Annotated in this window: 22 protein-coding genes; 15 read left to right on the forward strand and 7 right to left on the reverse strand. The window is 38.7% G+C overall.

From position 1 onward, the window contains the following. Nucleotides 1-8: 8 nt before the first annotated feature. Nucleotides 9-1,568: an Rne/Rng family ribonuclease gene (locus BGO42_RS04675; RefSeq protein ID WP_177731415.1), complete on the reverse strand. Its 1,560-nt coding sequence runs from the start codon at nucleotides 1,566-1,568 to the stop codon at nucleotides 9-11. A gap of 334 nt (nucleotides 1,569-1,902) precedes the next feature. After that, complete coding sequence (locus tag BGO42_RS04680) at nucleotides 1,903-2,214, reverse strand: HU family DNA-binding protein (RefSeq protein ID WP_262888439.1); 312 nt, start codon at nucleotides 2,212-2,214, stop codon at nucleotides 1,903-1,905. Nucleotides 2,215-2,330: 116 nt separating this feature from the next. Here BGO42_RS04680 and mutY point away from each other — a divergent pair, with 116 nt between their 5' ends. Genes mutY through gldD form a run of 4 tightly spaced genes read left to right on the forward strand, consistent with a single transcriptional unit; the run spans nucleotide 2,331 to nucleotide 5,761 of the window. After that, nucleotides 2,331-3,386 (forward strand): A/G-specific adenine glycosylase, encoded by a 1,056-nt coding sequence (gene mutY, locus BGO42_RS04685; protein ID WP_273246499.1) that lies wholly within the window; start codon nucleotides 2,331-2,333, stop codon nucleotides 3,384-3,386. Nucleotides 3,387-3,428: 42 nt separating this feature from the next. Then, on the forward strand, nucleotides 3,429-3,872 hold the full coding sequence (locus BGO42_RS04690) for a single-stranded DNA-binding protein (RefSeq protein ID WP_177731424.1): 444 nt from the start codon (nucleotides 3,429-3,431) through the stop codon (nucleotides 3,870-3,872). Between the two features lie 23 nt (nucleotides 3,873-3,895). Further along, complete coding sequence (gene gldE / locus BGO42_RS04695) at nucleotides 3,896-5,188, forward strand: gliding motility-associated protein GldE (protein WP_273246498.1); 1,293 nt, start codon at nucleotides 3,896-3,898, stop codon at nucleotides 5,186-5,188. 3 nt (nucleotides 5,189-5,191) lie between these two features. After that, complete coding sequence (gldD, locus tag BGO42_RS04700; protein WP_414654264.1) at nucleotides 5,192-5,761, forward strand: gliding motility lipoprotein GldD; 570 nt, start codon at nucleotides 5,192-5,194, stop codon at nucleotides 5,759-5,761. 47 nt (nucleotides 5,762-5,808) lie between these two features. On the opposite strand, the gene BGO42_RS04705 is transcribed toward gldD, so the two are convergent. Then, nucleotides 5,809-6,327, reverse strand: coding sequence for a cation transporter (locus BGO42_RS04705; RefSeq protein ID WP_273246497.1), 519 nt, complete (start codon nucleotides 6,325-6,327; stop codon nucleotides 5,809-5,811). 113 nt (nucleotides 6,328-6,440) lie between these two features. Between BGO42_RS04705 and BGO42_RS04710 the strand changes: the two genes are divergently transcribed. Further along, nucleotides 6,441-7,304 carry a DMT family transporter gene (locus tag BGO42_RS04710; RefSeq protein ID WP_177731432.1) on the forward strand — a complete coding sequence of 288 codons (864 nt, stop codon included), beginning with the start codon at nucleotides 6,441-6,443 and terminating at the stop codon, nucleotides 7,302-7,304. A 50-nt stretch (nucleotides 7,305-7,354) separates the two neighbouring features. On the opposite strand, the gene BGO42_RS04715 is transcribed toward BGO42_RS04710, so the two are convergent. After that, on the reverse strand, nucleotides 7,355-9,397 hold the full coding sequence (locus tag BGO42_RS04715) for a M16 family metallopeptidase (protein ID WP_273246496.1): 2,043 nt from the start codon (nucleotides 9,395-9,397) through the stop codon (nucleotides 7,355-7,357). A gap of 13 nt (nucleotides 9,398-9,410) precedes the next feature. Continuing rightward, nucleotides 9,411-10,736, reverse strand: a complete 1,326-nt coding sequence (locus BGO42_RS04720) for a M16 family metallopeptidase (RefSeq protein ID WP_177731436.1) — start codon at nucleotides 10,734-10,736, stop codon at nucleotides 9,411-9,413. A gap of 202 nt (nucleotides 10,737-10,938) precedes the next feature. On the opposite strand from BGO42_RS04720, the gene rplU reads away from it, so the two are divergent. Next, nucleotides 10,939-11,301, forward strand: a complete 363-nt coding sequence (gene rplU / locus BGO42_RS04725; protein ID WP_177731438.1) for a 50S ribosomal protein L21 — start codon at nucleotides 10,939-10,941, stop codon at nucleotides 11,299-11,301. A gap of 23 nt (nucleotides 11,302-11,324) precedes the next feature. Then, entirely contained in the window at nucleotides 11,325-11,585 is a 261-nt protein-coding gene (gene rpmA, locus BGO42_RS04730; protein WP_136403778.1) for a 50S ribosomal protein L27, read from the forward strand. A 139-nt stretch (nucleotides 11,586-11,724) separates the two neighbouring features. On the opposite strand, the gene ahcY is transcribed toward rpmA, so the two are convergent. Then, nucleotides 11,725-13,041: an adenosylhomocysteinase gene (gene ahcY, locus BGO42_RS04735; RefSeq protein ID WP_177731440.1), complete on the reverse strand. Its 1,317-nt coding sequence runs from the start codon at nucleotides 13,039-13,041 to the stop codon at nucleotides 11,725-11,727. A 164-nt stretch (nucleotides 13,042-13,205) separates the two neighbouring features. On the opposite strand from ahcY, the gene BGO42_RS04740 reads away from it, so the two are divergent. The 6 genes from BGO42_RS04740 to BGO42_RS04765 all read left to right on the forward strand — a co-directional run bounded on the left by BGO42_RS04740 (nucleotide 13,206) and on the right by BGO42_RS04765 (nucleotide 20,153). Next, nucleotides 13,206-13,847, forward strand: a complete 642-nt coding sequence (locus BGO42_RS04740; protein WP_273246495.1) for a 4'-phosphopantetheinyl transferase family protein — start codon at nucleotides 13,206-13,208, stop codon at nucleotides 13,845-13,847. A gap of 1 nt (nucleotide 13,848) precedes the next feature. Then, entirely contained in the window at nucleotides 13,849-14,574 is a 726-nt protein-coding gene (locus BGO42_RS04745) for a phosphoglycerol geranylgeranyltransferase (RefSeq protein WP_273246494.1), read from the forward strand. Next, a complete protein-coding gene (pnuC, locus tag BGO42_RS04750; RefSeq protein WP_177731447.1) occupies nucleotides 14,571-15,194 on the forward strand; it encodes a nicotinamide riboside transporter PnuC in 624 nt (207 codons plus the stop codon). The genes BGO42_RS04745 and pnuC overlap by 4 nt, the downstream gene beginning before the upstream one ends. Continuing rightward, complete coding sequence (locus tag BGO42_RS04755) at nucleotides 15,155-17,242, forward strand: DUF4301 family protein (RefSeq protein WP_273246493.1); 2,088 nt, start codon at nucleotides 15,155-15,157, stop codon at nucleotides 17,240-17,242. The genes pnuC and BGO42_RS04755 overlap by 40 nt, the downstream gene beginning before the upstream one ends. After that, nucleotides 17,242-17,646: an alternative ribosome rescue aminoacyl-tRNA hydrolase ArfB gene (gene arfB / locus BGO42_RS04760; RefSeq protein ID WP_273246492.1), complete on the forward strand. Its 405-nt coding sequence runs from the start codon at nucleotides 17,242-17,244 to the stop codon at nucleotides 17,644-17,646. Before BGO42_RS04755 ends, arfB begins: the two co-directional genes overlap by 1 nt. Nucleotides 17,647-17,948: 302 nt before the next feature. Then, nucleotides 17,949-20,153: a TonB-dependent receptor gene (locus BGO42_RS04765; RefSeq protein ID WP_273246491.1), complete on the forward strand. Its 2,205-nt coding sequence runs from the start codon at nucleotides 17,949-17,951 to the stop codon at nucleotides 20,151-20,153. 35 nt (nucleotides 20,154-20,188) lie between these two features. Here the strand turns inward: BGO42_RS04765 and BGO42_RS04770 are convergent, their stop codons facing one another. After that, nucleotides 20,189-20,611: a Rieske (2Fe-2S) protein gene (locus BGO42_RS04770; RefSeq protein WP_177731459.1), complete on the reverse strand. Its 423-nt coding sequence runs from the start codon at nucleotides 20,609-20,611 to the stop codon at nucleotides 20,189-20,191. Nucleotides 20,612-20,770: 159 nt separating this feature from the next. Between BGO42_RS04770 and greA the strand changes: the two genes are divergently transcribed. Together greA and BGO42_RS04780 are read left to right on the forward strand one after the other, a co-directional pair. Continuing rightward, entirely contained in the window at nucleotides 20,771-21,247 is a 477-nt protein-coding gene (greA, locus tag BGO42_RS04775) for a transcription elongation factor GreA (RefSeq protein WP_177731461.1), read from the forward strand. Nucleotides 21,248-21,268: 21 nt separating this feature from the next. Further along, nucleotides 21,269-21,658, forward strand: a complete 390-nt coding sequence (locus tag BGO42_RS04780; protein ID WP_177731464.1) for an HIT family protein — start codon at nucleotides 21,269-21,271, stop codon at nucleotides 21,656-21,658. Nucleotides 21,659-21,660: the final 2 nt, after the last annotated feature.

The following is a 21,660-nucleotide window of genomic DNA, read 5'->3' on the forward strand; positions in this document are numbered from 1 at the left end:
TTTTTAGTTTATTTAATTTCATTTCCCTGTTTGTCAAAGAAATGGTATTCTAAATACGTGTAAGCATCACGAGGTATAATTTTCACCCATTTTTTATGTTCAAAAAACCATTTTGAACGTAATGATGGAAAACCTTTTGTAAGGTATGCAGCCACGAATGGATGCGCATTCAGAACCACTTTGCTGTGATCCTTTAAAATTCTTTCTAGATCAGCTGATATCTTATCAACAATCAAGATTGGAGCTTCGATTTCCCCGTTTTCATTATTCGGGTTTTCTTCTCTTGTTTTGATATTAACTTCAGGTCTGACTCTTTGTCTAGTGATTTGAATTAATCCAAATTTACTAGGAGGCAAGATTTTATGTTTTGCTTTGTCATCGCTCATTTCTTCTTTTAAGAAATCATAGAGTACTTTGCGGTTGTCAGGATTGGACATATCGATAAAATCGACTACAATAATACCACCCATATCTCTTAATCGCAGCTGTCTTGCAATTTCTGCAGCAGCTATCAGATTAACTTCAAGAGCAGTGTCTTCCTGATTTTGCGCTTTGTTGGAACGATTACCGCTGTTAACGTCAATGACGTGTAATGCTTCAGTGTGTTCTATGATTAAGTAAGCTCCTTTACTCATAGAAACCGTTCTTCCAAATGACGTTTTAATTTGTCGCTCTATATTGTATTTCTCAAAAAGAGGTAACTCTTTCGATTGATAATGCTTAACAATAGATACTTTTGAAGGAGCTATTTCTTGCAAATACTCCTTTGTTTGATAATACAGATCCTCATCATCTATGTGAATACCGGTAAAGGTATCATTAAATACATCTCTCAATATTGAGGAGGCTCTGTTGAGTTCACCTAATACTTTTGAAGGATGATGAGCTGTAGGGATTCGCTTACACATTGCTGTCCATTTGTCCAGTAAATTTTGTAAGTCTTTGTCAAGTTCAGCTACTTTTTTGCCTTCTGCTACTGTTCTGACAATAACACCAAATCCTTTTGGTTTGATAGATTGAACCAAACGTTTTAAGCGGTCTTTTTCTTCTTTGGATTCGATTTTTTGAGAAATCGAAATCCGGTCCGAAAAAGGAACTAAAACAACATACCTGCCGGCTAAAGAAAGCTCAGAGCTTATTCTCGGGCCTTTTGTGGATATGGGTTCTTTAACTACTTGAACTAAAATCGACTGGTTGGCGCTTAATACATCAGAGATGGCGCCATCTTTGTTGATTTCAGGTTCAAAAGGAAAGTTTTTTAGGGAGAAATCTTTTATTTTACCTGCGCTTACAAGTTTTATGAATTTTATTAAAGAAGATAGGTTTGGTCCTAAATCGTGATAATGTAAAAAGGCATCTTTTTCAAAGCCTACATTTACAAAAGCAGCGTTTAGTCCCGCAACCGGTTTCCTGATTTTGGCAATAAAAATATCGCCCACCTGAAAGCCGTTGCCGTTTTTGTCGCCCTCTTCTTTGTGTAATTCAATTAGTTTTCCATCTTTTAATAAGGCAAAATCTACAGCATCTGAACCAGATCGGATAATTAATTCCTTGTTCACATGGTACATTTTTATCCATACATGACCATTGTGTTTTGCAAGGCAAAACAGCAACTAAACGTATAGATGGATTAAACATTAATTTACAGGTTAAACCCGCGAAATTAAAGATTTGAGGTGCTAAAAAACCGATTTGTAATATAAATCGCTCTTTTTTGAGTCAAATACGATAATTTCAATTTCAATGAACTTTAAACTTTAAAAAGAAAAAAGTAGTTTTAAACTACTTTTTCTTCTTGTGACGGTTAGCTCTCGCTCTTTTTTTACGTTTGTGAGTCGCTACCTTATGTCTTTTTCTTTTTTTACCACTTGGCATAAATTGTAGTGTTTAGTGATTAATAAATTAGTTAACTTTTACTTCAGTATTCGTTTTCACGCCATCAACAAAAATTTTTGCTGGTTTGAAAGCTGGAATGTTGTGGGCAGGAATCTTTATTGTAGTGTTTTTAGAGATATTTCTACCTGTTTTTTCTGCTCTTGTTTTGATGATAAAGCTACCAAAACCTCTTAAGTATACATTGTCACCAGTTTCTAATGAGTTTTTTACTTCGTCCATAAAAGACTCAACTGTTGCTTGTACATCTCCTTTTTCTAGACCCAATTTTTCGGAAATTTTCGCTACGATGTCTGCTTTCGTCATTTTCTTTCGATTTATATTGATGTGTAATTTTTTGAGTTTGCAAATATAGCAATTAAAAATACAATATTTCAACCTTAATTGATTAAAATTTAATTACATAAAGTTTTATTTTTGTTGACTAATTTTTTAGAATGCATTTTACTAACTTGTTAATTCAATGGTATTTACAAAATAAACGTGATTTACCCTGGAGAAAAACAACGAATCCGTATCCTATTTGGCTGTCAGAAATCATGTTGCAACAAACGCGAGTTGCGCAGGGTTTGCCCTATTTTTTGTCTTTTACGGAGGCTTTTCCAACGGTTCGTGATCTGGCAGATGCCGAAGAGGAACAAGTGTTAAAACTCTGGCAGGGTTTGGGATATTATTCCCGTGCCCGTAACCTTCATGCTACGGCCAAACAGGTTGCGTATGAAATGGGTGGTGTATTTCCCGGTACTTATAAGGAGTTGCTAACATTAAAAGGAGTGGGTGAATATACAGCTGCCGCAATCGCTTCCATTGCTTATGGTGAGCCCGTTCCGGTGGTAGACGGTAATGTGTTCCGGGTGTTGTCCCGCTATTTTGATGTGGAAACGGATATTGCCTCTCCGGCGGCTAAAAAAGAATTTAAAGAGCTGGCGGCAGCTTTGTTGCCCAAAGAACAGGCGTCCTTGTTTAATCAGGCGATGATGGAATTTGGTGCTTTGCAATGTGTGCCGAGGAATCCGGATTGCGGAAGCTGCGTTTTTAATGACAGTTGTGCGGCATTGCAAAAGAAAAAAGTAGACAGCCTGCCGGTGAAATTAAAAAAGACAAAAGTTGTTAACCGCTATTTTAATTACCTTATTTTAAAGGATGCCAATGAAAGATCGCTGGTTGCGAAAAGGGAAGCAAAAGGGATCTGGCATGGATTGTATGAATTTCCGCTGTTTGAAACCAGTCAGGATATAGGGCAGGAGGAAATGGCGGGGTTGCTGCAAAACAGCGGGCAGGATTGGAGCAGGGAGGGAATTGAAACATCGGATCTGAGGTTGCTGAATACTAAAAAAATAATCCATAAACTTTCGCACCAACACCTGCACATCCATTTTTGGGAGCTGAAAACAGACAAGCCACTGGTTGGCGGAATGTCTTTTCCGGAGATTGAAAAGCTGCCCTTCCCGATAGTGATCTATAATTTTATTGAAGAGTATAGAGCAAAGTGAATAGAAATTAGTATATTTGAGTGAATAAAACAGGTATCAGCCATGAACGGAACGGTAAATAAAGTTATGTTAATAGGACATTTGGGAGATGATGTAAAAATGCATTATTTCGAAGGCGGAAATTGTATAGGACGTTTCCCTTTGGCTACTAATGAGGTCTATATTAACAAATCCACTAACGAGAGAATCACTTCTACGGAATGGCACAATCTTGTGGTCAGAAATAAAGCGGCTGAAATATGTGAAAAATATCTTTCTAAAGGAGATAAGATTTATGTAGAAGGGCGTATCAAGTCCAGACAATGGCAGGCGGAAGACGGAACTACAAAATATACAACAGAAATCCAGGTTACGGAATTTACTTTTTTAACAACTAAAAAGGAAATTGAAAACAATAAACAGGGATTCTCTTCGTCATCAGATCCTTCGAAGCCTTCTTTTGACGGGCCAAATACGTCAGGTCAGAATGATGACATGCCGTTTTAATTGTTTAACTAAATTGATTTGATTTGGACCCAGGCCCCGTCAGTTTAATAAGTATAATAGATTTTAACCTTATTTTTTTAATAATAGGAATACTTTTCCTGTTGTTTTGTTCTGCATTGGTTTCCGGTGCAGAAGTCGCTATTTTTTCCCTGAACAGAAAAGAAATTGACGATTTGATATCGGCCAATACGAATAAAGGAAAACAAATCAGCAGGCTTTTGGAAACACCCAAAAAGCTGTCCATGACTTTTCTGGTCGCCAATAACTTTCTGAACATTACAATTGTGGTGCTTTTTTCCTATTTTGGAAACCGCGTTTTTTCCGAAGGAATGGCGCTGAGCACGAAAGTAATCCTTGAAATTGCTATAGTGGCGGTATTGATCCTGTTTTTTGGGGAAGTACTGCCTAAAATGTATGCCACCCGGAATAATGTAAAATTTGCCAAAGGGGTCAGCACGTTTGTGGTTTTTTTAACCGGACTGCTAACGCCGGTAAGTGTTCCGCTTCGGCAGATCATCCTGTATCTGCATAAAAAAATAGGGAAAGAAAAAGAAAACTTTTCGGTAGATCAGCTGTCGCAGGCATTGGAAATGACCGACTATGGCGATGCAACCAAAGAAGAACAGAAAATACTGGAAGGCATAGTAACCTTCGGTAATACGGAAGTGCGCCAGGTTATGAGTCCCCGTATTGATGTTTTTGCCTTAAATATTGAAGAAACATTTGAAGAGATTTTTGCTAAGATCGTAGATAAAGGCTATTCGAGAATACCGGTTTATAAAGAAGATATCGATCATATTGAAGGCGTTTTGTTTGTAAAAGACCTGATCCCGCATATTGATAAAACCGATTTTGAATGGCAGGCCTTATTAAGGAGTCCGTTTTTTGTTCCCGAAAATAAAAAACTCGATAACCTGCTAAAGGAATTTCAGGGTATGAAAAACCATCTGGCAATAGTAGTTGATGAATATGGCGGAACCTCCGGCCTGATATCGCTGGAAGACATACTGGAAGAAATTGTGGGAGATATCAGTGATGAGTTTGATGATGAAGATATTGTCTTTTCGCAGATTGATGCCAAAAACTTCCTGTTTGAAGGGAAGATAAGCCTGAAAGATTTTTACAGGATCGTCCCGGTCGATGAAGAGGTTTTTGAAGCCAATAAAGGGGAATCGGAAACTTTGGCCGGATTTATTTTAGAGATTTCCGGAAATTTTCCAAAAAAGCACCAGAAAATAAATTTTGCAGATTGTATATTTACCGTCGAATCGGTCGATAAACGCCGTGTGAAACAAATTAAAGTTACACTGCTTTAAAAAATGAATAGAAAATTAAGAAATACCGGATTACTGCTGCTAATGGGAATAGGCTTCTTGTTTACAGCCTGCAAAGGTGATGTAGTGCCAAAGCCAAAAGCACACCTGCGATTGGAATACCCTATGCCGGAATACAGAATGTTTACGGATGGCTGCGCTTTTACTTTTGATGTGAATACGCTGACGAAGATAACCGAAAAAGGAGCCTGTGGCTTTAATATTGTGTATCCGAAAATGAAAGGGACCATTTACATCGATTATAAGCCGGTAAATAATAATATTGATGTCCTGTTAAGAGATGCGCAGAAACTAACGTATGAGCACGTTATTAAAGCGGACGACATACAGGAACAGCCGTTTGTGAACCGTAAAGATAAAGTTTACGGAATGTTTTACCAGGTGGGCGGCGATGCGGCTACGAATGCACAGTTTTATGTAACGGACAGTACGAAGCATTTTATTGTGGGATCGGTTTATTTTTATGCAAAACCAAATTTTGATTCCATTATGCCGGCGGCAAGTTATATTAAAAACGACATGCGGGAAATCATGCAAAGCATACGATGGAAATAAAAAAAAGCGAACTATTCAGTTCGCTTTTTTTTATACTATGTGTCCGGTTATGCCTTTTTAACGTCAGTGTCTTTTTTAGCATCTGTGGCATAGCTTTTAGGTGCATCTCCTTTTTTATCGGCACATGATTTTTTAGCATCAGCCGAACAGCATTTTTTACCTTCTGCTTTTTTCGGTTCCTGATCCATAACCATTGCTTTGTCACCAGATGATTTTACGCTGGTAACTTTGTATGTTTTTCCGTCGGCAACACCTTCAACAGTTTGTGTCAGGGAAATAGTTGACTGTTTGTTTGCATCAAATTCTACAGTAGCTGTTTTGGTTTCAAAATCAACTTTGGCAGAAGTAACACCTTCCAGGTGGGATAATTTATTTTCAATGGTGGCTGCACAGCCCATAGCGCAGGTCATTCCTTCAATGTTCATGCTGGCTGTTTCCATTTTTGCTGCTACGTCTTTTGACGCTTCTGTTGCGGTTGCTGCAGTAGTGTTTTTATCTTCTTTTTTACAACTAACCAATACAAAAGCGGTTAAAGCAAATACAGCTATTTTTTTTGTGAAATTCATGATGGTGTTTTTTTAAGATTAAAAAGCTCTTTTGTAAAGAGTTACAAAATTATAAAAAAACAGGCGTTTTTTCGTTTTAATATTAGAATTTTACACCTTAAAATTGATAGAAAATGACAAAACAGCTAAAGTGGGTTTTACTGATAGGGCTTTCCCTGATATGGGGGAGTTCTTTTATTTTAATCAAAAGAGGATTGGTCGGATTATCGCCTTTTCAGCTGGGAGCTTTACGGATATTGTTTGCTGCTGCCTTTTTGCTGCTGATAGGATTTAGAAGCCTGCCGAAAATTCCGCTGGGAAAATGGAAATATATCGCGCTGACGGCTTTTGTGGGAACATTTATGCCGGTGTTTCTTTTTTCTATTGCTCAAACGGAAATCAGCAGCTCAACCAGTGCGATTCTGAATTCGTTAACACCGCTCAATACCTTATTGCTCGGTGCTTTTGTTTTCGGGCTGGAATTTCAGCGAAGACAATTCTTTGGGGTACTGATAGGGCTGATAGGCTGTGTGCTGCTCATTTATTCCGGAGCGCAGAGCAATCCCAATCAGAATTACTATTATACCTTGTTTGTGGTCGTGGCGGCAATCTGCTATGCAATGAATGTCAATCTGATTAAAAAATACCTTTCCGATCTGAATACGCTGAGTATTACTACCGGGAACTTTGTTGTGCTGACCATTCCGGCATTGATAGTGCTGTCCTGTACCGATTTCTTTCAGGTTGCCGGTAAGCCGGAAGTTCAGGAGTCGGCGATGTATATTGCTATTCTGGGTATTGTAGGAACCGGAATCGCAAACATTGTCTTTTTCCGGTTAATACAGATCTCATCGCCCATTTTTGCGTCTTCCGTTACCTATTTAATTCCGGTGGTCGCTTTTGTGTGGGGTATATTGGATCATGAAAAAATGGAATTCTTCCAGATTGTAGGCGCCCTGATAATTTTAGTCGGAGTGTATTTCTCCAGCAGGAAATAAAGAAAAAGACCGCCGGAAGGCGGTCTTTTTTATGATATTGTATTTTGTGATTATTGGAAATCAGCTGGTGTTACACCTTCGTTGATTTTTACATCAGAAGTTGTAAAGTCTAAATCCATTCCAACGTTCATTACCATTTTGTAAGGAACTTTAATTCCTTTTACATCTTTGTAATCTCCGTAAGTAATCATTTGTGTCATTTTCTGACCAGCTCTTTCAAGTGTTTTTGCTTCCGCTACTTTTAAACCGGTTTTTACATCATAGTATAAGGTGCTTTTTCCGTTTTCGATAGCATAAGCATCTTTACCATTAATGCTTTCGATAGCTTTGATTTTTAAATCTGCTTTTTTCGCTAAAGCCAATTCCGGGAATGCAGCAGCACTTTCTTTTTTCTCTTTGAATTCTTCTGCAGTGAAATCTTTTCGCTGACCTTGTTGAATAGCATAAGCCGCTTTGTCGTTTACAACTTGTTTGGACATTGTCATTCCGGCAACTTTCATTTCAAACAATGACTTGTTGTCTGAAGTGTGTTTGGAAGTCATTTCCAAAGCTTGTCCCTGGATTGTAGCTGTAGCTGTAGTAGCGATAGATTTAATGCTGGCAACGGCTTTTTCACCACCAATAGCTTTGATGTAGTTGTCAAATACTGTTTTTGCAGTAACACCGGCAGGAATTGGTTTGTTTACCACTGGTTTTTCTGTAGCATTACCGAATTTGTCGAAATAGAAAATAGGAATTTTTAAAGACTCTAATCCTGACAATACATCTGCAGCTTTACCGACAACCACAACTCTGGTGTTGTCTGATAAAAAGAATTTGTTAGCGGCATTTTTAATATCTTCCGGAGTAACGGCATTAATGTTTTTAATGTAGTTCTCGTAGAAATCTTCCGGTAAGTTTTGTGTTGCAGTGTTTAAAGCATAACGGGCAATTGTAGCCGGTTTTTCAATTTGCATTACAAAGTTTCCGATGTATTTTGCTTTTGCATTTTTTAAATCTTCAGCAGAAACAAGGTCTGTTTTGATTCTTTTTAATTCGTTGAAGAACTCTACTACAGCACTGTCGGTAACTGCATTTCTAACAGAAGCAGAAGAACGGAATTTCGTAACGTATTTTCCGGATCCGATAGAAGAATAAGCACCATAAGTCCATCCGTGTTTTTCACGAAGGTTTAAGAATAATCTTCCTTCACCACCACCACCAAGGATCTGGTTGGCTAAAAGAGAAGCGAAATATTCTTTATCCGTCATTTTGATGTTAACCGTATTTACTAAAGCAATTTCCGACTGTACCGCATTTGGCATGTCTACAAAATTGATTTGAGTGTACTGTACGTTTTTTGGATCGGAATAAACCAACTGCGGTGCAATCGCTTTTTTCCATGAACCGAAAAGTTTTTCAACCATTTTCTTGGTGTCTTTTGTGTTCACATCACCAATAATTACCAGATAAGCATTACCCGGAACAAAATATGTGTTGTAGTTTAAAACCACATCGTTTAACGTTACTTTGTTGATCGTTTCTTCGCTTAAATATTCTCCGCTTGGATGTGTTTTTCCGAAAGCCAGAACGTTTTCAACACGTCCGGCAACAGCCGTAACACTTTTTTCCTGCGATTTTATTCCTTCCAGTAATTTTGCTTTTTCCTTGTCGAACTCTTCCTGAGTGAAAACAGGATTTAAAGCACCATCAGCCATTAATTCCAGGATTTTTCCGGAATATTTAGACAATCCGCTGGCAGAAGCTCCGCCGGAAGAGAAGTTGATGTTTGCGCCTAAGAAATCGATTTCTTCGTTAAAAGCGTCTTTAGATATTTTTCGGGTACCTTTACCAATCATGCTGCTGGTTAAATCGGCTACACCTTTTTTGTCACCTTCCGCATACGGAGGGTTGTCCAGTGTTAAGGAATAAGTAACTCTCGGTAGTTTATGGTTTTCTACTACCATTACTTTTAAACCATTCTTTAAAGTGAAGGTTTCCGGTTTTTTAACATTGATTGTTGGAGCCGGTCCCGGTTTTGGTTGAGGTCTGTCTTGTGCTTGCATAGTAATCGTTAAAAACAAGCTCGCTGCTATATATATTATTTTCTTCATGATTATTGGCTGCTTAGTTTTGTGCTTTATCTTTTGCTGGAACATAATCTAAAATCAAACGTTGGTTTGGATTTAAATACTTTTTAGCAACATCTCTGATTTCTTCACGGGTGATGGAACGGTAAATGTCGATTTCAGTATTTACTAGGTTCACATCGCCATAAAGTAAGTAGAAAGAAGCCAGGTTCTCTGCAACACCTTCTAAGTTTGAATTGCTGTTTACGTATTGGTTTTCAAACTTGTTTTGTAATTTCTGAAAATCTTTTTCAGAAATCAATTCCGTTTGAAGCTTAACGATTTCCTCGTCCATACCTTTAATTAATTCAGCAGGAGTTGTCGGGCTTTGTGGTAATCCGTAGATAAAATACACACCATAATCTTCCTGGCTGTAGTTGAAAGCACCAATTTGAAGCGCCATTTTCTTATCGTCAACTAACTTTTTGTATAATCTTGAACTTTTTCCGTCAGAAAGAATAGAAGAAATCATGTCCAGTACTCTGGCGTCATGTGTTTTCATAGACGGTGTTCTGTAAGCCGTAACAGCCATTGGGATCTGGATGTTCGGATCCTGGTATGTTGCGTGGATTGTTTGTGTTATCGGAGTCTCTTCAATTTTCTGACGCGTGATAGGCGTACCTTTTTGGATTGGTCCGAAATAGTTCTGGATCCATTGTTTTGCCTGAGCGCTATCAAAATCTCCGGCTACAACCAGAACCGCATTGTTAGGAATGTAGAACTTTTTGTTGAAAGCCTGGAATTCCTGAAGTGTTGCAGCATCTAAATGCTCCATAGAACCGATAGGTGCCCAACGGTAAGGGTGTTTTGTGAAGATGTTTTTCTTAACCTCAGTGAATAAGTTTCCGTAAGGCTGGTTGTCAACACGTAATCTTTTTTCTTCTTTAACAACTTCGTTCTGAGTGTCAACACCAATTTGATTGATTACCGGATGCATTAGTCTTTCCGATTCCATCCATAAGGCTAACTCCAGATTGTTGGAAGGGAAAACCTCGTAGTAATACGTTCTGTCGTCAGAAGTGTTGGCATTATTGTTACCGCCATTAGCCGTTACAATTTTAAACCATTCTCCTCTTGCGATATTTTTAGTACCTTCAAATAAAAGGTGTTCAAAAAAGTGTGCAAAACCAGTTCTGTCCGGGTTTTCGTCTTTTGCACCAACGTGATACATTACCGAAGTAACCACTACCGGAGCGGAAGGGTCTTTGTGTAAAATCACATGCAGTCCGTTGTCTAAATTGTATTCTTCAAACGCTACTTTCTGCGCCGAAGCTACGCCGCCAAGCATCAGAAGGGAACTCAAAGCCATCAAAGATTTTTTCATAAAAATTAATAATTTATTTTGGATATTCGTATAGGTGTGCAATTTCGGCAAATTGTTACATTTAAAAGTGATGATTTCCCGTAATTTTGAGAATTAAGTTACTTTCCTGTTGCGGGATTGTGAAATTTGTGCATATAGGGTTGTATCATAAAGAATTAGTTGTATATTTGCACTCTTAAAAAATTAATTAAACATTATTGTTATGTACGCAATCGTAGAGATAGCAGGGCAACAATTCAAAGTAAGCAAAGACCAAAAGGTTTATGTTCACCGTTTAGCATCTGAAGAAGGAGCAAAAGTTACTTTTGACAAAGTTCTTTTATTGGATGACAAAGGGAATGTAACTTTAGGCGCCCCAGCTGTAGAAGGTGCTTCAGTAGAAGCTAAAGTGTTACAACACTTAAAAGGTGATAAAGTAATCGTTTTCAAAAAGAAAAGAAGAAAAGGTTACAAAAAGAAAAACGGTCACAGACAATCTTTAACTCAAATTGTAATCGAGGGAATCGTTGCAGGTGGAGCTCCAAAGAAAAAAGCGACTAAAAAAGCGGAAGCTACAGAAGAATAATTAACATTAAAAACTAATACGTCATGGCTCACAAGAAAGGTGTCGGTAGTTCCAAGAATGGTAGAGAATCAGAATCGAAACGTTTAGGTGTTAAGATTTTTGGTGGTCAAGCTGCAATTGCTGGAAACATTATCGTAAGACAAAGAGGTTCTAAGCACAATCCAGGTGAAAACGTTTACATGGGTAAAGATCATACTTTACATGCAAAAGTTGATGGAGTTGTGAAATTTCAGAAAAAAGGAGATAACAAATCTTTCGTTTCTGTAATTCCATTCGAAGCATAAGAATTTATATCTTACAAGAGAAAATATTAAAAAGCCCGTTTCTTAGAAACGGGCTTTTTTTTATGCGGAATATTGAGAAACAGGTAAATAAAAACCCCTTACAAGCTGTAAGGGGTTTTGTTTATTATAACGATACGGCTTAGTATCTGTAGTATTCCGGTTTGAATGGGCCTTGTACCTCAACACCAATATAAGCTGCCTGCTCTGTGTTTAATGTTTCTAACTCAACACCTAATTTTGCAAGGTGTAAAGCGGCTACTTTTTCATCCAGGTGTTTTGGTAGCATATAAACCTGGTTTTCATATTTATCGCTGTGGTTCCATAACTCAATTTGTGCCAACGTCTGGTTGGTGAAAGAGTTACTCATCACGAAACTTGGGTGACCTGTAGCACAACCTAAGTTTACTAAACGACCTTCAGCAAGGATAATGATATCCACTCCGTTAATGGTGTATTTGTCAACCTGAGGTTTGATTTCGATTTTAGAAGCACCGTGGTTTTTGTTTAACCATGCCATGTCGATTTCATTGTCAAAGTGACCAATGTTACAAACGATAGTTTTATCTTTCATTTGCTCGAAATGTCTTCCAACAACGATATCTTTATTTCCTGTAGTCGTGATGATGATATCAGCATTTCCTACTACAGTGTCTAATTTTTTAACTTCATACCCGTCCATAGCAGCTTGTAAAGCACAGATCGGATCAATTTCCGTTACGGTAACAATAGAACCTGCTCCACGGAAAGAAGCGGCAGTTCCTTTTCCAACATCACCATATCCGCAAACAACAACTCTTTTTCCGGCTAACATTAAGTCTGTTGCACGACGAATTGCATCTACAGCACTTTCTTTACATCCGTATTTGTTGTCAAATTTAGATTTTGTAACAGAATCGTTTACGTTAATAGCCGGCATTGGTAACGTTCCGTTTTTAACTCTTTCGTATAAACGGTGAACTCCGGTTGTAGTCTCTTCCGATAAACCTTTGATTCCAGGGATTAATTCCGGGTAACGGTCAATAACCATATTCGTTAAATCACCACCGTCATCTAAAATCATGTTTAAAGGCTGTCTGTCTTCTCCGAAGAATAAAGTCTGCTCAATACACCAGTCAAAATCCTCTTCGTTTAATCCTTTCCAGGCATAAACCTGAATACCTGCTGCTGCAATTGCTGCTGCTGCCTGATCCTGAGTGGAGAAAATATTACAAGAACTCCAGGTAACTTCAGCTCCTAAAGCAATTAAAGTTTCAATTAAAACGGCAGTCTGGATAGTCATGTGAAGACAACCTGCGATACGAGCACCTTTAAGAGGTTGCTCCTCTTTATATTCAGCACGAAGAGCCATTAATCCCGGCATCTCTGCTTCTGCTAATTCAATTTCTTTTCTTCCCCAGGCTGCAAGGGAAATATCTTTTACTTTGTAAGCCACGAAAGGCAATGTTTTTGTGCTCATCTACTCTATATTTGTATTTACAAAAAATTTAGTGCAAATTTACGGAATTACTTTTTAAAATATATAGGATTGATTGATAATTAGCATTTGTTTAAAGATGCTAAAGTGTTAACTTTCAGAAAAATAAATTAACAAGTTGTAAACTTAAAATCAAATACGCTCTGATGCCGCTGTATAAAACGATAGAAATAGATAGTAATACAAAGGTTCTGGTATGGGAAATTACCGAAACTTTGGAAGAACTGTTCCGGAACAAACCTTTAAAAGATTCCAGTCTGACCCGGGTGGAAGGGATGAAATCTGAGCAGCATCAAAGAGGATTTTTAAGTGTGCGGAACCTGTTGGAAGCATTGGGGTATGACGATTTTGATTTGTATTATGATGAATTTGGAAAACCACATTTAAAAGACGGTAAACATATTTCGATAACTCATTCCTATAGTTTTGCGGCAATAATTGTGGGTTATGACAATGTGGGCATCGATATGGAACTGCGCAGGGATAAAATAAGTAAAATAGCCGATAAATTTATGGATACGGAATTCTCGTTTTTAGATAAAACAGCAGATGACTATATCCGTAAACTAACCGTTATATGGGGCGCGAAAGAAGCAAAATACAAAATGTGTAACTCGAAAAGCCTTAGTTTTAAAGATAATATGACCGTACATCCTTTTCTGTTAGCAGATAAAAAAGGATTGGCTACCGTTCGAAAAGAAGATTTTAAAAAAGATTTCCAGTTTTACTTTGAAGAAATTGAAGATTTTACGCTGGTTTATGCTTTAGAACAAGATAAAAGAAAATAGCATGAACAAAATTTACGCCGAAATAGTTGCAGCAAAAAGAGAAGGCAGAAAACTACTGGCAATTTTACTGGATCCGGATAAGATACAATTAGCACATTTAGCGGATCTCATTACAAAAATTAAAAACGCTCCGGCGACCCATGTTTTTATCGGAGGAAGCCTGCTTTTTTCAGACACGCAGGAGGAGATCATCCGGGAACTGAAAGCAGCATTAACTGTTCCGGTTTTGCTTTTTCCAAGCAATGCTTCCCATATTACCAATTTAGCCGACGGGATTTTATTCCTGTCGCTGCTCTCCGGCCGCAACCCGGAGTATTTGATCGGGCAGCATGTCCAGGTGGCTCCTTTGCTAAAACAAACACAGCTGGAAGTAATGGCAACCGGCTATTTGCTGGTGGAAAGCGGCAGGCAAACCACCGTTTCCTACATGAGCGGTACAACACCTATTCCTAAAGATAAACCCGAAATTGCTGTGGCAACGGCTATGGCGGGAGAAATGCTGGGGAATAAGCTCATTTACCTGGAAGCGGGAAGCGGCGCCGAAAATCATGTGCCGTTAGCCATGGTAAAAGACGTTTCAGATAATATTGATATTCCGCTGATTGTGGGCGGTGGTATCCGTTCGCAAAAAACAATGGAAGCCCTCTATCAGGCAGGTGCCACCATGCTGGTTATCGGGACGGCTTTTGAAAAAGATACTAACTTTTTTAGGGAAGCACAAGTATGATCGAATTTTTTCTGAACGCCTATAAGAACGCACCGCTACTGCAGATCATTCTGGAATTTCTGGCATTTGTATTTGGAATCGCCAGCGTATGGTATGCTAAAAAAGAAAACATTCTGGTCTATCCTACAGGATTAATAGCAACGACAATCACGGTTTATCTGCTTTTTCAGGCAGGCTATTTAGGGGACATGATCATCAATATTTATTTCTCGATCATGAGTGTTTACGGCTGGTACAACTGGTCAAGAAAGCGGAATGAAGAAGATAGTCTGCTTATCTCCAGGACAAGCCTTCGGGAAAAAATTATCGGTATGGCATTGTTTTTAACGACAATTGTTATAATTTTCGCGATCTATAATGCCGTGGATTACGAAATTAAGCACGAAAATTATATCGATATATTGGCATCAGGACTGTTTTTTACAGGAATGTGGTATATGGCCAATAAAAAAATAGAAAACTGGACGCTTTGGATAATAGGCGACATAATTGCAGTGCCTCTTTATGCCTATAGAGGTTTGGGGATGTTGTCGCTACAATATTTAATATTTACAATTTTGGCAATCTCTGCCTATTTAGAATGGAGAAAGATCTTAAACAACGATATTCAGAAACGATAAAGATAACCATGTACGGTCCTGAAAGTACCGGTAAAACAACCTTGTCAAAACAGCTGGCTGCACATTTCAATACGATTTGGATACCGGAGTTTGCCCGCGATTATCTGCAGGAAAAATGGGATTTAAAAAAAGAGATCTGCGATGCCAACGACATGCTTCCTATTGCCGTTGGACAGATAAAACTGGAAAATGAAGCTGTTTTATCGGCTAACAAACTCCTGTTTTGTGACACCAACTTAATGGTGACCAAAGTGTTTTCTGAAATTTACTACGGATTTTGTGATGAGGCTTTAGACGAAGCCGCACGCGAACACGAATACGACCTTTTCTTTCTGACGGATGTAGATGTGCCCTGGGAAAAAGATGACTTAAGAGACCGGCCGGAAAACAGAAAAGAAACGTTTGAACGCTTTAAAAAAGCCTTGGACGAAAACAATAAACCCTATATAGTGCTTTCCGGAAACCAGGAAGCGCGTTTCGAAAAAGCGGTAAAAGCCGTTAACGGACTAATCACTGCCAGATCCATTGGATTCACGGCTGCTGATTTTGTGCAAATGTGGGAACAGGGAACCAATATCGACAGCATTGCGAGACAATTGGGTTTCTTTAATGAAGGAATCGCAAAAATTAACCTCGCAAAAATTGCAACGGTAAACGATGGTATCACAGCTTTTAAAGAAGAGCAGATCCAGCAGTTGGTGGACTACTTTGATGCCAGTAAAGCCGCATTTTCAATTGAGAAATTCGTTCCGGCATCCGGGGCTGCCAGCAGGATGTTTAAATTTCTGGTAGATTTCCTAAACGAATTCAAACTGCATAAAGAAAGTATCAATGCCTATATAAACAGAAAAAAAGAGGCAGAGCTATCAGTGTTTCTGGTAGGAATTGAGAAATTTCCTTTTTATGAAAGTGTGCTGTATGAAGTGAGAAGGATACACAAAGGCTATGACGATTTTACACAGGATGAAAAGTATTACCATTTTATTACGGCAATGCTGGCTACGGAAAAATTTGACTTCCTGAATAAACCAAAAGGAATCCTGCCGTTTCATCAGGAAGGAGATTTTATTACTACTCCTATCGATAAACATTTAAAAGAAGCACTGGTATATACAAATGTGGACGGGAAACCGAAAATCCATTTCACGGTATCGGAAGAACATAAAGACAGTTTTGAACAATCTGTTTCACAAAGCAATGTGAATGCTGCGGTGTTCTATTCTTTTCAGGATAAATCGACCGACACCTTAGCGGTAGCGATGGATAATACTCCGTTTAGACTGGATAATGACCGTTTGTTCTTTCGTCCCGGCGGACATGGTGCGCTGATACAGAACCTGAACCGGCTAACGAGTGATATTGTCTTTGTAAAAAACATTGACAATGTCTGTTACAACCATTTTGAAGGAATTGTACGTTATAAAAAACTACTGGGCGGACTTTTGATGCAACTGCAAAAAGAAACGTTCGGATATCTTCATGCTCTGGAAAGCCCGGTAAACGAGGAAGGCCTGCAAAAAATAATAGATTTTGCAACCAGTCAGCTGAATATCGTATTGCCGAAGAATTTTTCAAAATACACTTTTGAAAACCAGAAAAACTTATTGTTTCAGTTGTTAAACAGGCCTGTCCGGGTTTGCGGGATGGTAAAAAACGAAGGCGAACCGGGCGGAGGACCGTTTTGGGTTACCGGTGAAGAAGGTGGTCTGTCCTTGCAGATCGTCGAATCGTCACAAATTGATCTGCAAAATAAAAAACAGTGGCAGATCCTGAATAGTGCAACACATTTTAACCCGGTGGATTTGGTGTGCGGACTTAAAAACTACAAAGGAGAAAAGTTTGAACTGGAAAATTTTGTAGACCATAACGCAGGCTTTATCGTTCAGAAAACAAAAGGCTGTCACGATATTAAGGCCTACGAACTACCCGGATTATGGAATGGTGCTATGGCAAACTGGATTACCGTTTTTGTTGAAGTGCCGCTTTTAACCTTCAATCCGGTAAAAAATATTAACGACCTGCTAAAACCGGCACATCAGCCCAGATAATGGAAAAAGAAAAGCTAATTGCCGAGTTGCGTTATAAAGCTGTGAGAAGCAGTGGTGCCGGAGGACAGAATGTAAACAAGGTTTCTTCGAAAATCCAGCTCACGTTTGATGTTTCCAATTCGACAGCACTTACGGATGAGGAGAAAAGTAAAGTGCTGGAAAAACTGACAGCCCGGCTGACGAAAGAAGGGGTTTTGTTACTGAATTGTGATGAAAACCGGAGCCAGTTAAAAAATAAAGAAATAGTTACCAGGCGCTTTCTGTCACTCATTCAGGAATCGTTATGGGTTGATAAAGAACGGAAAGCAACTAAAATTCCGCATTCGGTAATTAAAAAACGTATTCAGAGCAAACGGAATTTATCCCAGAAAAAAGACTTCCGCAAAAAACCGAAATTGGACTAACTTCCGGTGCTGATTTGTGTAAAATGTAATAATGCTAAGGAATTACAGGTAATTATTGCGTTTTTATTGGTATTATTTGATTTTGTGTGTTTTCTTTTTATACTTTTGCGCTGTCTCAAAGGGGTGCTTATATCCGGTTTTTCCGGACAATCGAGCTGAGATCATACCCAATGAACCTGGAACAGGTAATGCTGTTTAGGGAGAAATGACAAACGGAATGAGGCAATTGTTCCGCGTCATTGAAACATCATTTTAATTTAAAACAAAGAATAATTACCCCTTTTATTCGTAAACTTTTACGAATGAAAACGTTATTACAATCAGTCGTTATTGCATTTTGCCTGCAGCCTTTTGTGCTTTTCTCGCAGGAAAAAACAACTCAGGACACCGTTAAACCCAAACAGATGGATGAGGTTTTGGTGTCGGCAGTACGGGTTACTTCCAAAACACCGGTTACCTTCAGTAATCTTGGTAAAAAACAATTATCAGAACGAAACTTAGGTCAGGACATACCGGTGCTGATGAATTACCTGCCATCGGTAGTGGCCACAACCGATGCCGGAAACGGAGTAGGTTATACCGGAATCAGGGTGCGTGGTAGCGATGCCACCCGTGTGAATGTTACCATCAACGGAATTCCGTATAATGATTCTGAATCACAGGGGACTTTCTGGGTAAACATGCCCGATTTTGTATCGTCTGTAGAAAGCCTTCAGCTGCAAAGAGGTGTCGGAACGTCTACAAACGGAGCCGGCGCTTTCGGAGCAAGTTTAAACATGTTAACCGATACGTATTCCGAAAAAGGATACGGTGAAATTGCCAACTCTTTCGGAAGCTTTAACACGCGAAAACATACTGTGAAATTCAGTACCGGTTTGATGGATAATAAATTCGAAATAGCCGGACGTTTGTCAAAGATCAATTCCGACGGATATATTGACAGGGCTTCTTCCAACCTGGAATCCTATTTTTTACAGGGAACTTATGTAGGGAAATCAACATTGATAAAAGCTCTGGTTTTCGGCGGTTCCGAAAAAACATACCAGTCATGGAACGGGCTGGACGGTATGGAGCTGAAAGACCTGGGACTGGATGAGCACATGCTGGATAACAATCCGAAATTCAATATTTCCGGTTTGTATTTTGATGAAAACGGCAATGTGAAATTTTACGATAATCAAACGGATAATTTCAGACAGGATCATTATCAGCTGCACTGGAATGAGAAATGGACCGATAACTGGTCTACCAATGTGGCACTGCATTATACCAAAGGAAAAGGGTATTATGAAAGCTATAAAAGAGGTGGGAAGTTCAGTGAATTCGGACTGACGCCTTTTGAAGAAAACGGGGTTACAATAAAAAAATCTGATTTGATCAACCAGAAATGGCTGGATAATGACTTTTACGGAGTGACGTTTTCGACAAACTACAAAAAAGACAAACTGGACCTGATTTTGGGTGGTGGTGCGAATAAATATGAAGGCGCGCATTTTGGCAAACTGCTTTGGGTAAAAGAAAAGGCGGTCTATAACTATGAGCAGCTTTTCTATGATGATTTTGCGACCAAAACAGATGTGAATGTATTTGCAAAAGCAACCTATGATATTACCAGTCAGTTAAGCCTGTTCGGGGATTTGCAATACCGTACGGTAAATTACAAAGCGAATGCTGTAAAAACGGGACTTGTTGACGATACATTTAAATTTTTCAATCCAAAAGGAGGGTTGAACTATGCGATAAACAAACAGAACAACCTGTATTTCTCGTATGCAAAAGCAAGCCGTGAACCAAACAGAAACGATTATGAAGGAAATGTTCCGAAACCGGAAAAAATGGACGATTACGAGTTGGGATGGCGGCATGCTTCGGCTGTAGCCAGACTGAATGTTAATGCCTATTATATGAAATACAAAGACCAGTTAGTGTTAACCGGTGCGTTAAACGATGTGGGAGAATCAAAACGGATCAATGTGGATAACAGCTATCGTTTAGGACTTGAAGTAGATGCCAGTATTTTTGTTTCTGACAAATGGGTATTGAGACAAAATGTTACGGTGAGTCAGAATAAAATTGTCGACTTTGTAGCCGGTAAAGATGGGGAAATGCACAATTTCGGAAAAACCAATATCGCTTTTTCACCCGATTTTATTGCCGGTAATGCGGTAACGTTTTTGCCGTTAAAAAACCTGCAGCTGACTTTGTTGTCAAAATTTGTAGGAAACCAGTATATGGGTAATATCGATTCGGAGAAATCTGTTTTGAAAGCCTACTCGGTTTCCGATTTTAATATTGTCTATGAAATTAAACCGAAACGAATTTTTAAATCCATCGTGATTTCCGGTTTGGTGAACAATATCTTTAATACCAAATACCAGTCCAACGGATTCTTCTATACTTATGATGATGACTGGTCCAGTCCGGATACGGTTACCACCATTGAAGGAACGGGATATTATCCGCAGGCAAGAATTAATTTTATGGCCGGCCTAACGCTGAAGTTCTAAAAAAAAATCCTGATGTTGTCATCAGGATTTTTTTTTTAATTGAATACCCGTATAAGTGTTCCCATCTGTTCTGTACGGTATTGCTTCATCGGATATTGTCCGTCGCCTATTCCGGTGAACAGGCTGTACTTTTTATTGTCACAGGAACACACGGCAAAAATACCGTCTACATCCATAGTGGAGCATTCGCTCAGTGACTGATTCGGACAGGCGCGGTCAAATGCCGTAATGCCGGTTCCGGTATTAAAAAGGATGATTCCTCTGATTCCGGCTGTCGGGCCGGCAATATAAGCTGATCCGTTTGTGAATTTTAAAGGACTGTATGAAGGAAGGTTCGTGTCGATGGTAATCAAAACCTGATAGTTAGGCAGATAAGGATTATTGTTGTTAACAACGCTGTCTTTGCTGCAGCCGCCAATCAGGGGGATTAAAAACAATAAAAAGATGTACTTTTTCATATAAATTATCGTAAAACAATTGAAAAACAAATTTAATTTAATTAACTTTGACTAATGCTATAAAGCGTATTAAAAATTGAAATAAATAAAAAACAATATCTTTGTAGAAATAAATCCCGTTTCGATGGGATTTTTTCTATTTATATAAACGACGAAATTATGAGTAAAGTATCTTATTATACGGCTGAAGGATTGAAAAAATTAAGAGATGAGTTGGATCAGTTAAAAAGCATCGAACGTCCTCGTGCATCGCAGGCAATTGCAGAAGCAAGGGACAAAGGTGACTTATCTGAAAATGCAGAATATGATGCGGCTAAAGAAGCTCAGGGACTTTTGGAACTTAAAATTTCTAAAATGGAAGACGTAGTTGCCAATGCCCGTTTAATTGATGAATCGCAATTGGATGTATCAAAAGTATTGGTACTGTCTACTGTTAAAATAAAAAATCAAACCAACGGAATGGAATTGAAATATACGTTGGTGGCAGAAAGTGAAGCCGATTTAAAAACCGGAAAAATCTCCGTTACCTCACCAATTGGTAAAGGATTGTTAGGGAAATCCGTAGGTGAAATTGCAGAAATTCAGGTACCGAACGGTATTTTGAAATTTGAAGTATTAGAAATTTCCAGAGACTAATTAATTAAATCCTATTTGGCAATGAGTTCAGTTTTTACAAAAATCATAAACGGGGAAATTCCGAGTTATAAAGTAGCGGAAGACGAAAATTTTATCGCTTTTTTAGATGTGAATCCCAATGCAAAAGGACATACCCTTTGTGTGCCTAAAAAAGAAATCAACAAGATTTTTGATATGGAAGAAGAGCACTATCTGGAATTGATGCGTTTTTCCAGAAAAGTTGCCAAAGCTTTAGAAAAAACAGTGGCCTGCAAACGGATCGGAGTAGCTGTAGTGGGGCTGGAAGTGCCGCATGTACACGTTCACTTAATTCCTTTACAGGACATGGATGATATGCGTTTTCAACGTAAAACAAGCCTTACACCATTACAGTTTGAAGAACTTGCCCAGGCTATTGCCGGCAATATGTAAAC

It is taken from the genome of Flavobacterium sp. 40-81, assembly GCF_001898245.1.
GTDB classification, from domain to species: Bacteria; Bacteroidota; Bacteroidia; order Flavobacteriales; family Flavobacteriaceae; genus Flavobacterium; species Flavobacterium inviolabile.

Coding starts and splice junctions, on each gene's coding strand:
- BGO42_RS04675 (WP_177731415.1), bottom strand. CDS start 1,568: ATGTACCATGTGAACAAGGAATTAATTATCCGATCTGGTTCAGATGCT.
- mutY (WP_273246499.1), top strand. CDS start 2,331: ATGCATTTTACTAACTTGTTAATTCAATGGTATTTACAAAATAAACGT.
- BGO42_RS04690 (WP_177731424.1), top strand. CDS start 3,429: ATGAACGGAACGGTAAATAAAGTTATGTTAATAGGACATTTGGGAGAT.
- gldD (WP_414654264.1), top strand. CDS start 5,192: ATGAATAGAAAATTAAGAAATACCGGATTACTGCTGCTAATGGGAATA.
- BGO42_RS04705 (WP_273246497.1), bottom strand. CDS start 6,327: ATGAATTTCACAAAAAAAATAGCTGTATTTGCTTTAACCGCTTTTGTA.
- BGO42_RS04710 (WP_177731432.1), top strand. CDS start 6,441: ATGACAAAACAGCTAAAGTGGGTTTTACTGATAGGGCTTTCCCTGATA.
- BGO42_RS04715 (WP_273246496.1), bottom strand. CDS start 9,397: ATGAAGAAAATAATATATATAGCAGCGAGCTTGTTTTTAACGATTACT.
- BGO42_RS04720 (WP_177731436.1), bottom strand. CDS start 10,736: ATGAAAAAATCTTTGATGGCTTTGAGTTCCCTTCTGATGCTTGGCGGC.
- rplU (WP_177731438.1), top strand. CDS start 10,939: ATGTACGCAATCGTAGAGATAGCAGGGCAACAATTCAAAGTAAGCAAA.
- rpmA (WP_136403778.1), top strand. CDS start 11,325: ATGGCTCACAAGAAAGGTGTCGGTAGTTCCAAGAATGGTAGAGAATCA.
- ahcY (WP_177731440.1), bottom strand. CDS start 13,041: ATGAGCACAAAAACATTGCCTTTCGTGGCTTACAAAGTAAAAGATATT.
- BGO42_RS04740 (WP_273246495.1), top strand. CDS start 13,206: ATGCCGCTGTATAAAACGATAGAAATAGATAGTAATACAAAGGTTCTG.
- BGO42_RS04745 (WP_273246494.1), top strand. CDS start 13,849: ATGAACAAAATTTACGCCGAAATAGTTGCAGCAAAAAGAGAAGGCAGA.
- pnuC (WP_177731447.1), top strand. CDS start 14,571: ATGATCGAATTTTTTCTGAACGCCTATAAGAACGCACCGCTACTGCAG.
- BGO42_RS04755 (WP_273246493.1), top strand. CDS start 15,155: ATGGAGAAAGATCTTAAACAACGATATTCAGAAACGATAAAGATAACC.
- arfB (WP_273246492.1), top strand. CDS start 17,242: ATGGAAAAAGAAAAGCTAATTGCCGAGTTGCGTTATAAAGCTGTGAGA.
- BGO42_RS04765 (WP_273246491.1), top strand. CDS start 17,949: ATGAAAACGTTATTACAATCAGTCGTTATTGCATTTTGCCTGCAGCCT.
- BGO42_RS04770 (WP_177731459.1), bottom strand. CDS start 20,611: ATGAAAAAGTACATCTTTTTATTGTTTTTAATCCCCCTGATTGGCGGC.
- greA (WP_177731461.1), top strand. CDS start 20,771: ATGAGTAAAGTATCTTATTATACGGCTGAAGGATTGAAAAAATTAAGA.
- BGO42_RS04780 (WP_177731464.1), top strand. CDS start 21,269: ATGAGTTCAGTTTTTACAAAAATCATAAACGGGGAAATTCCGAGTTAT.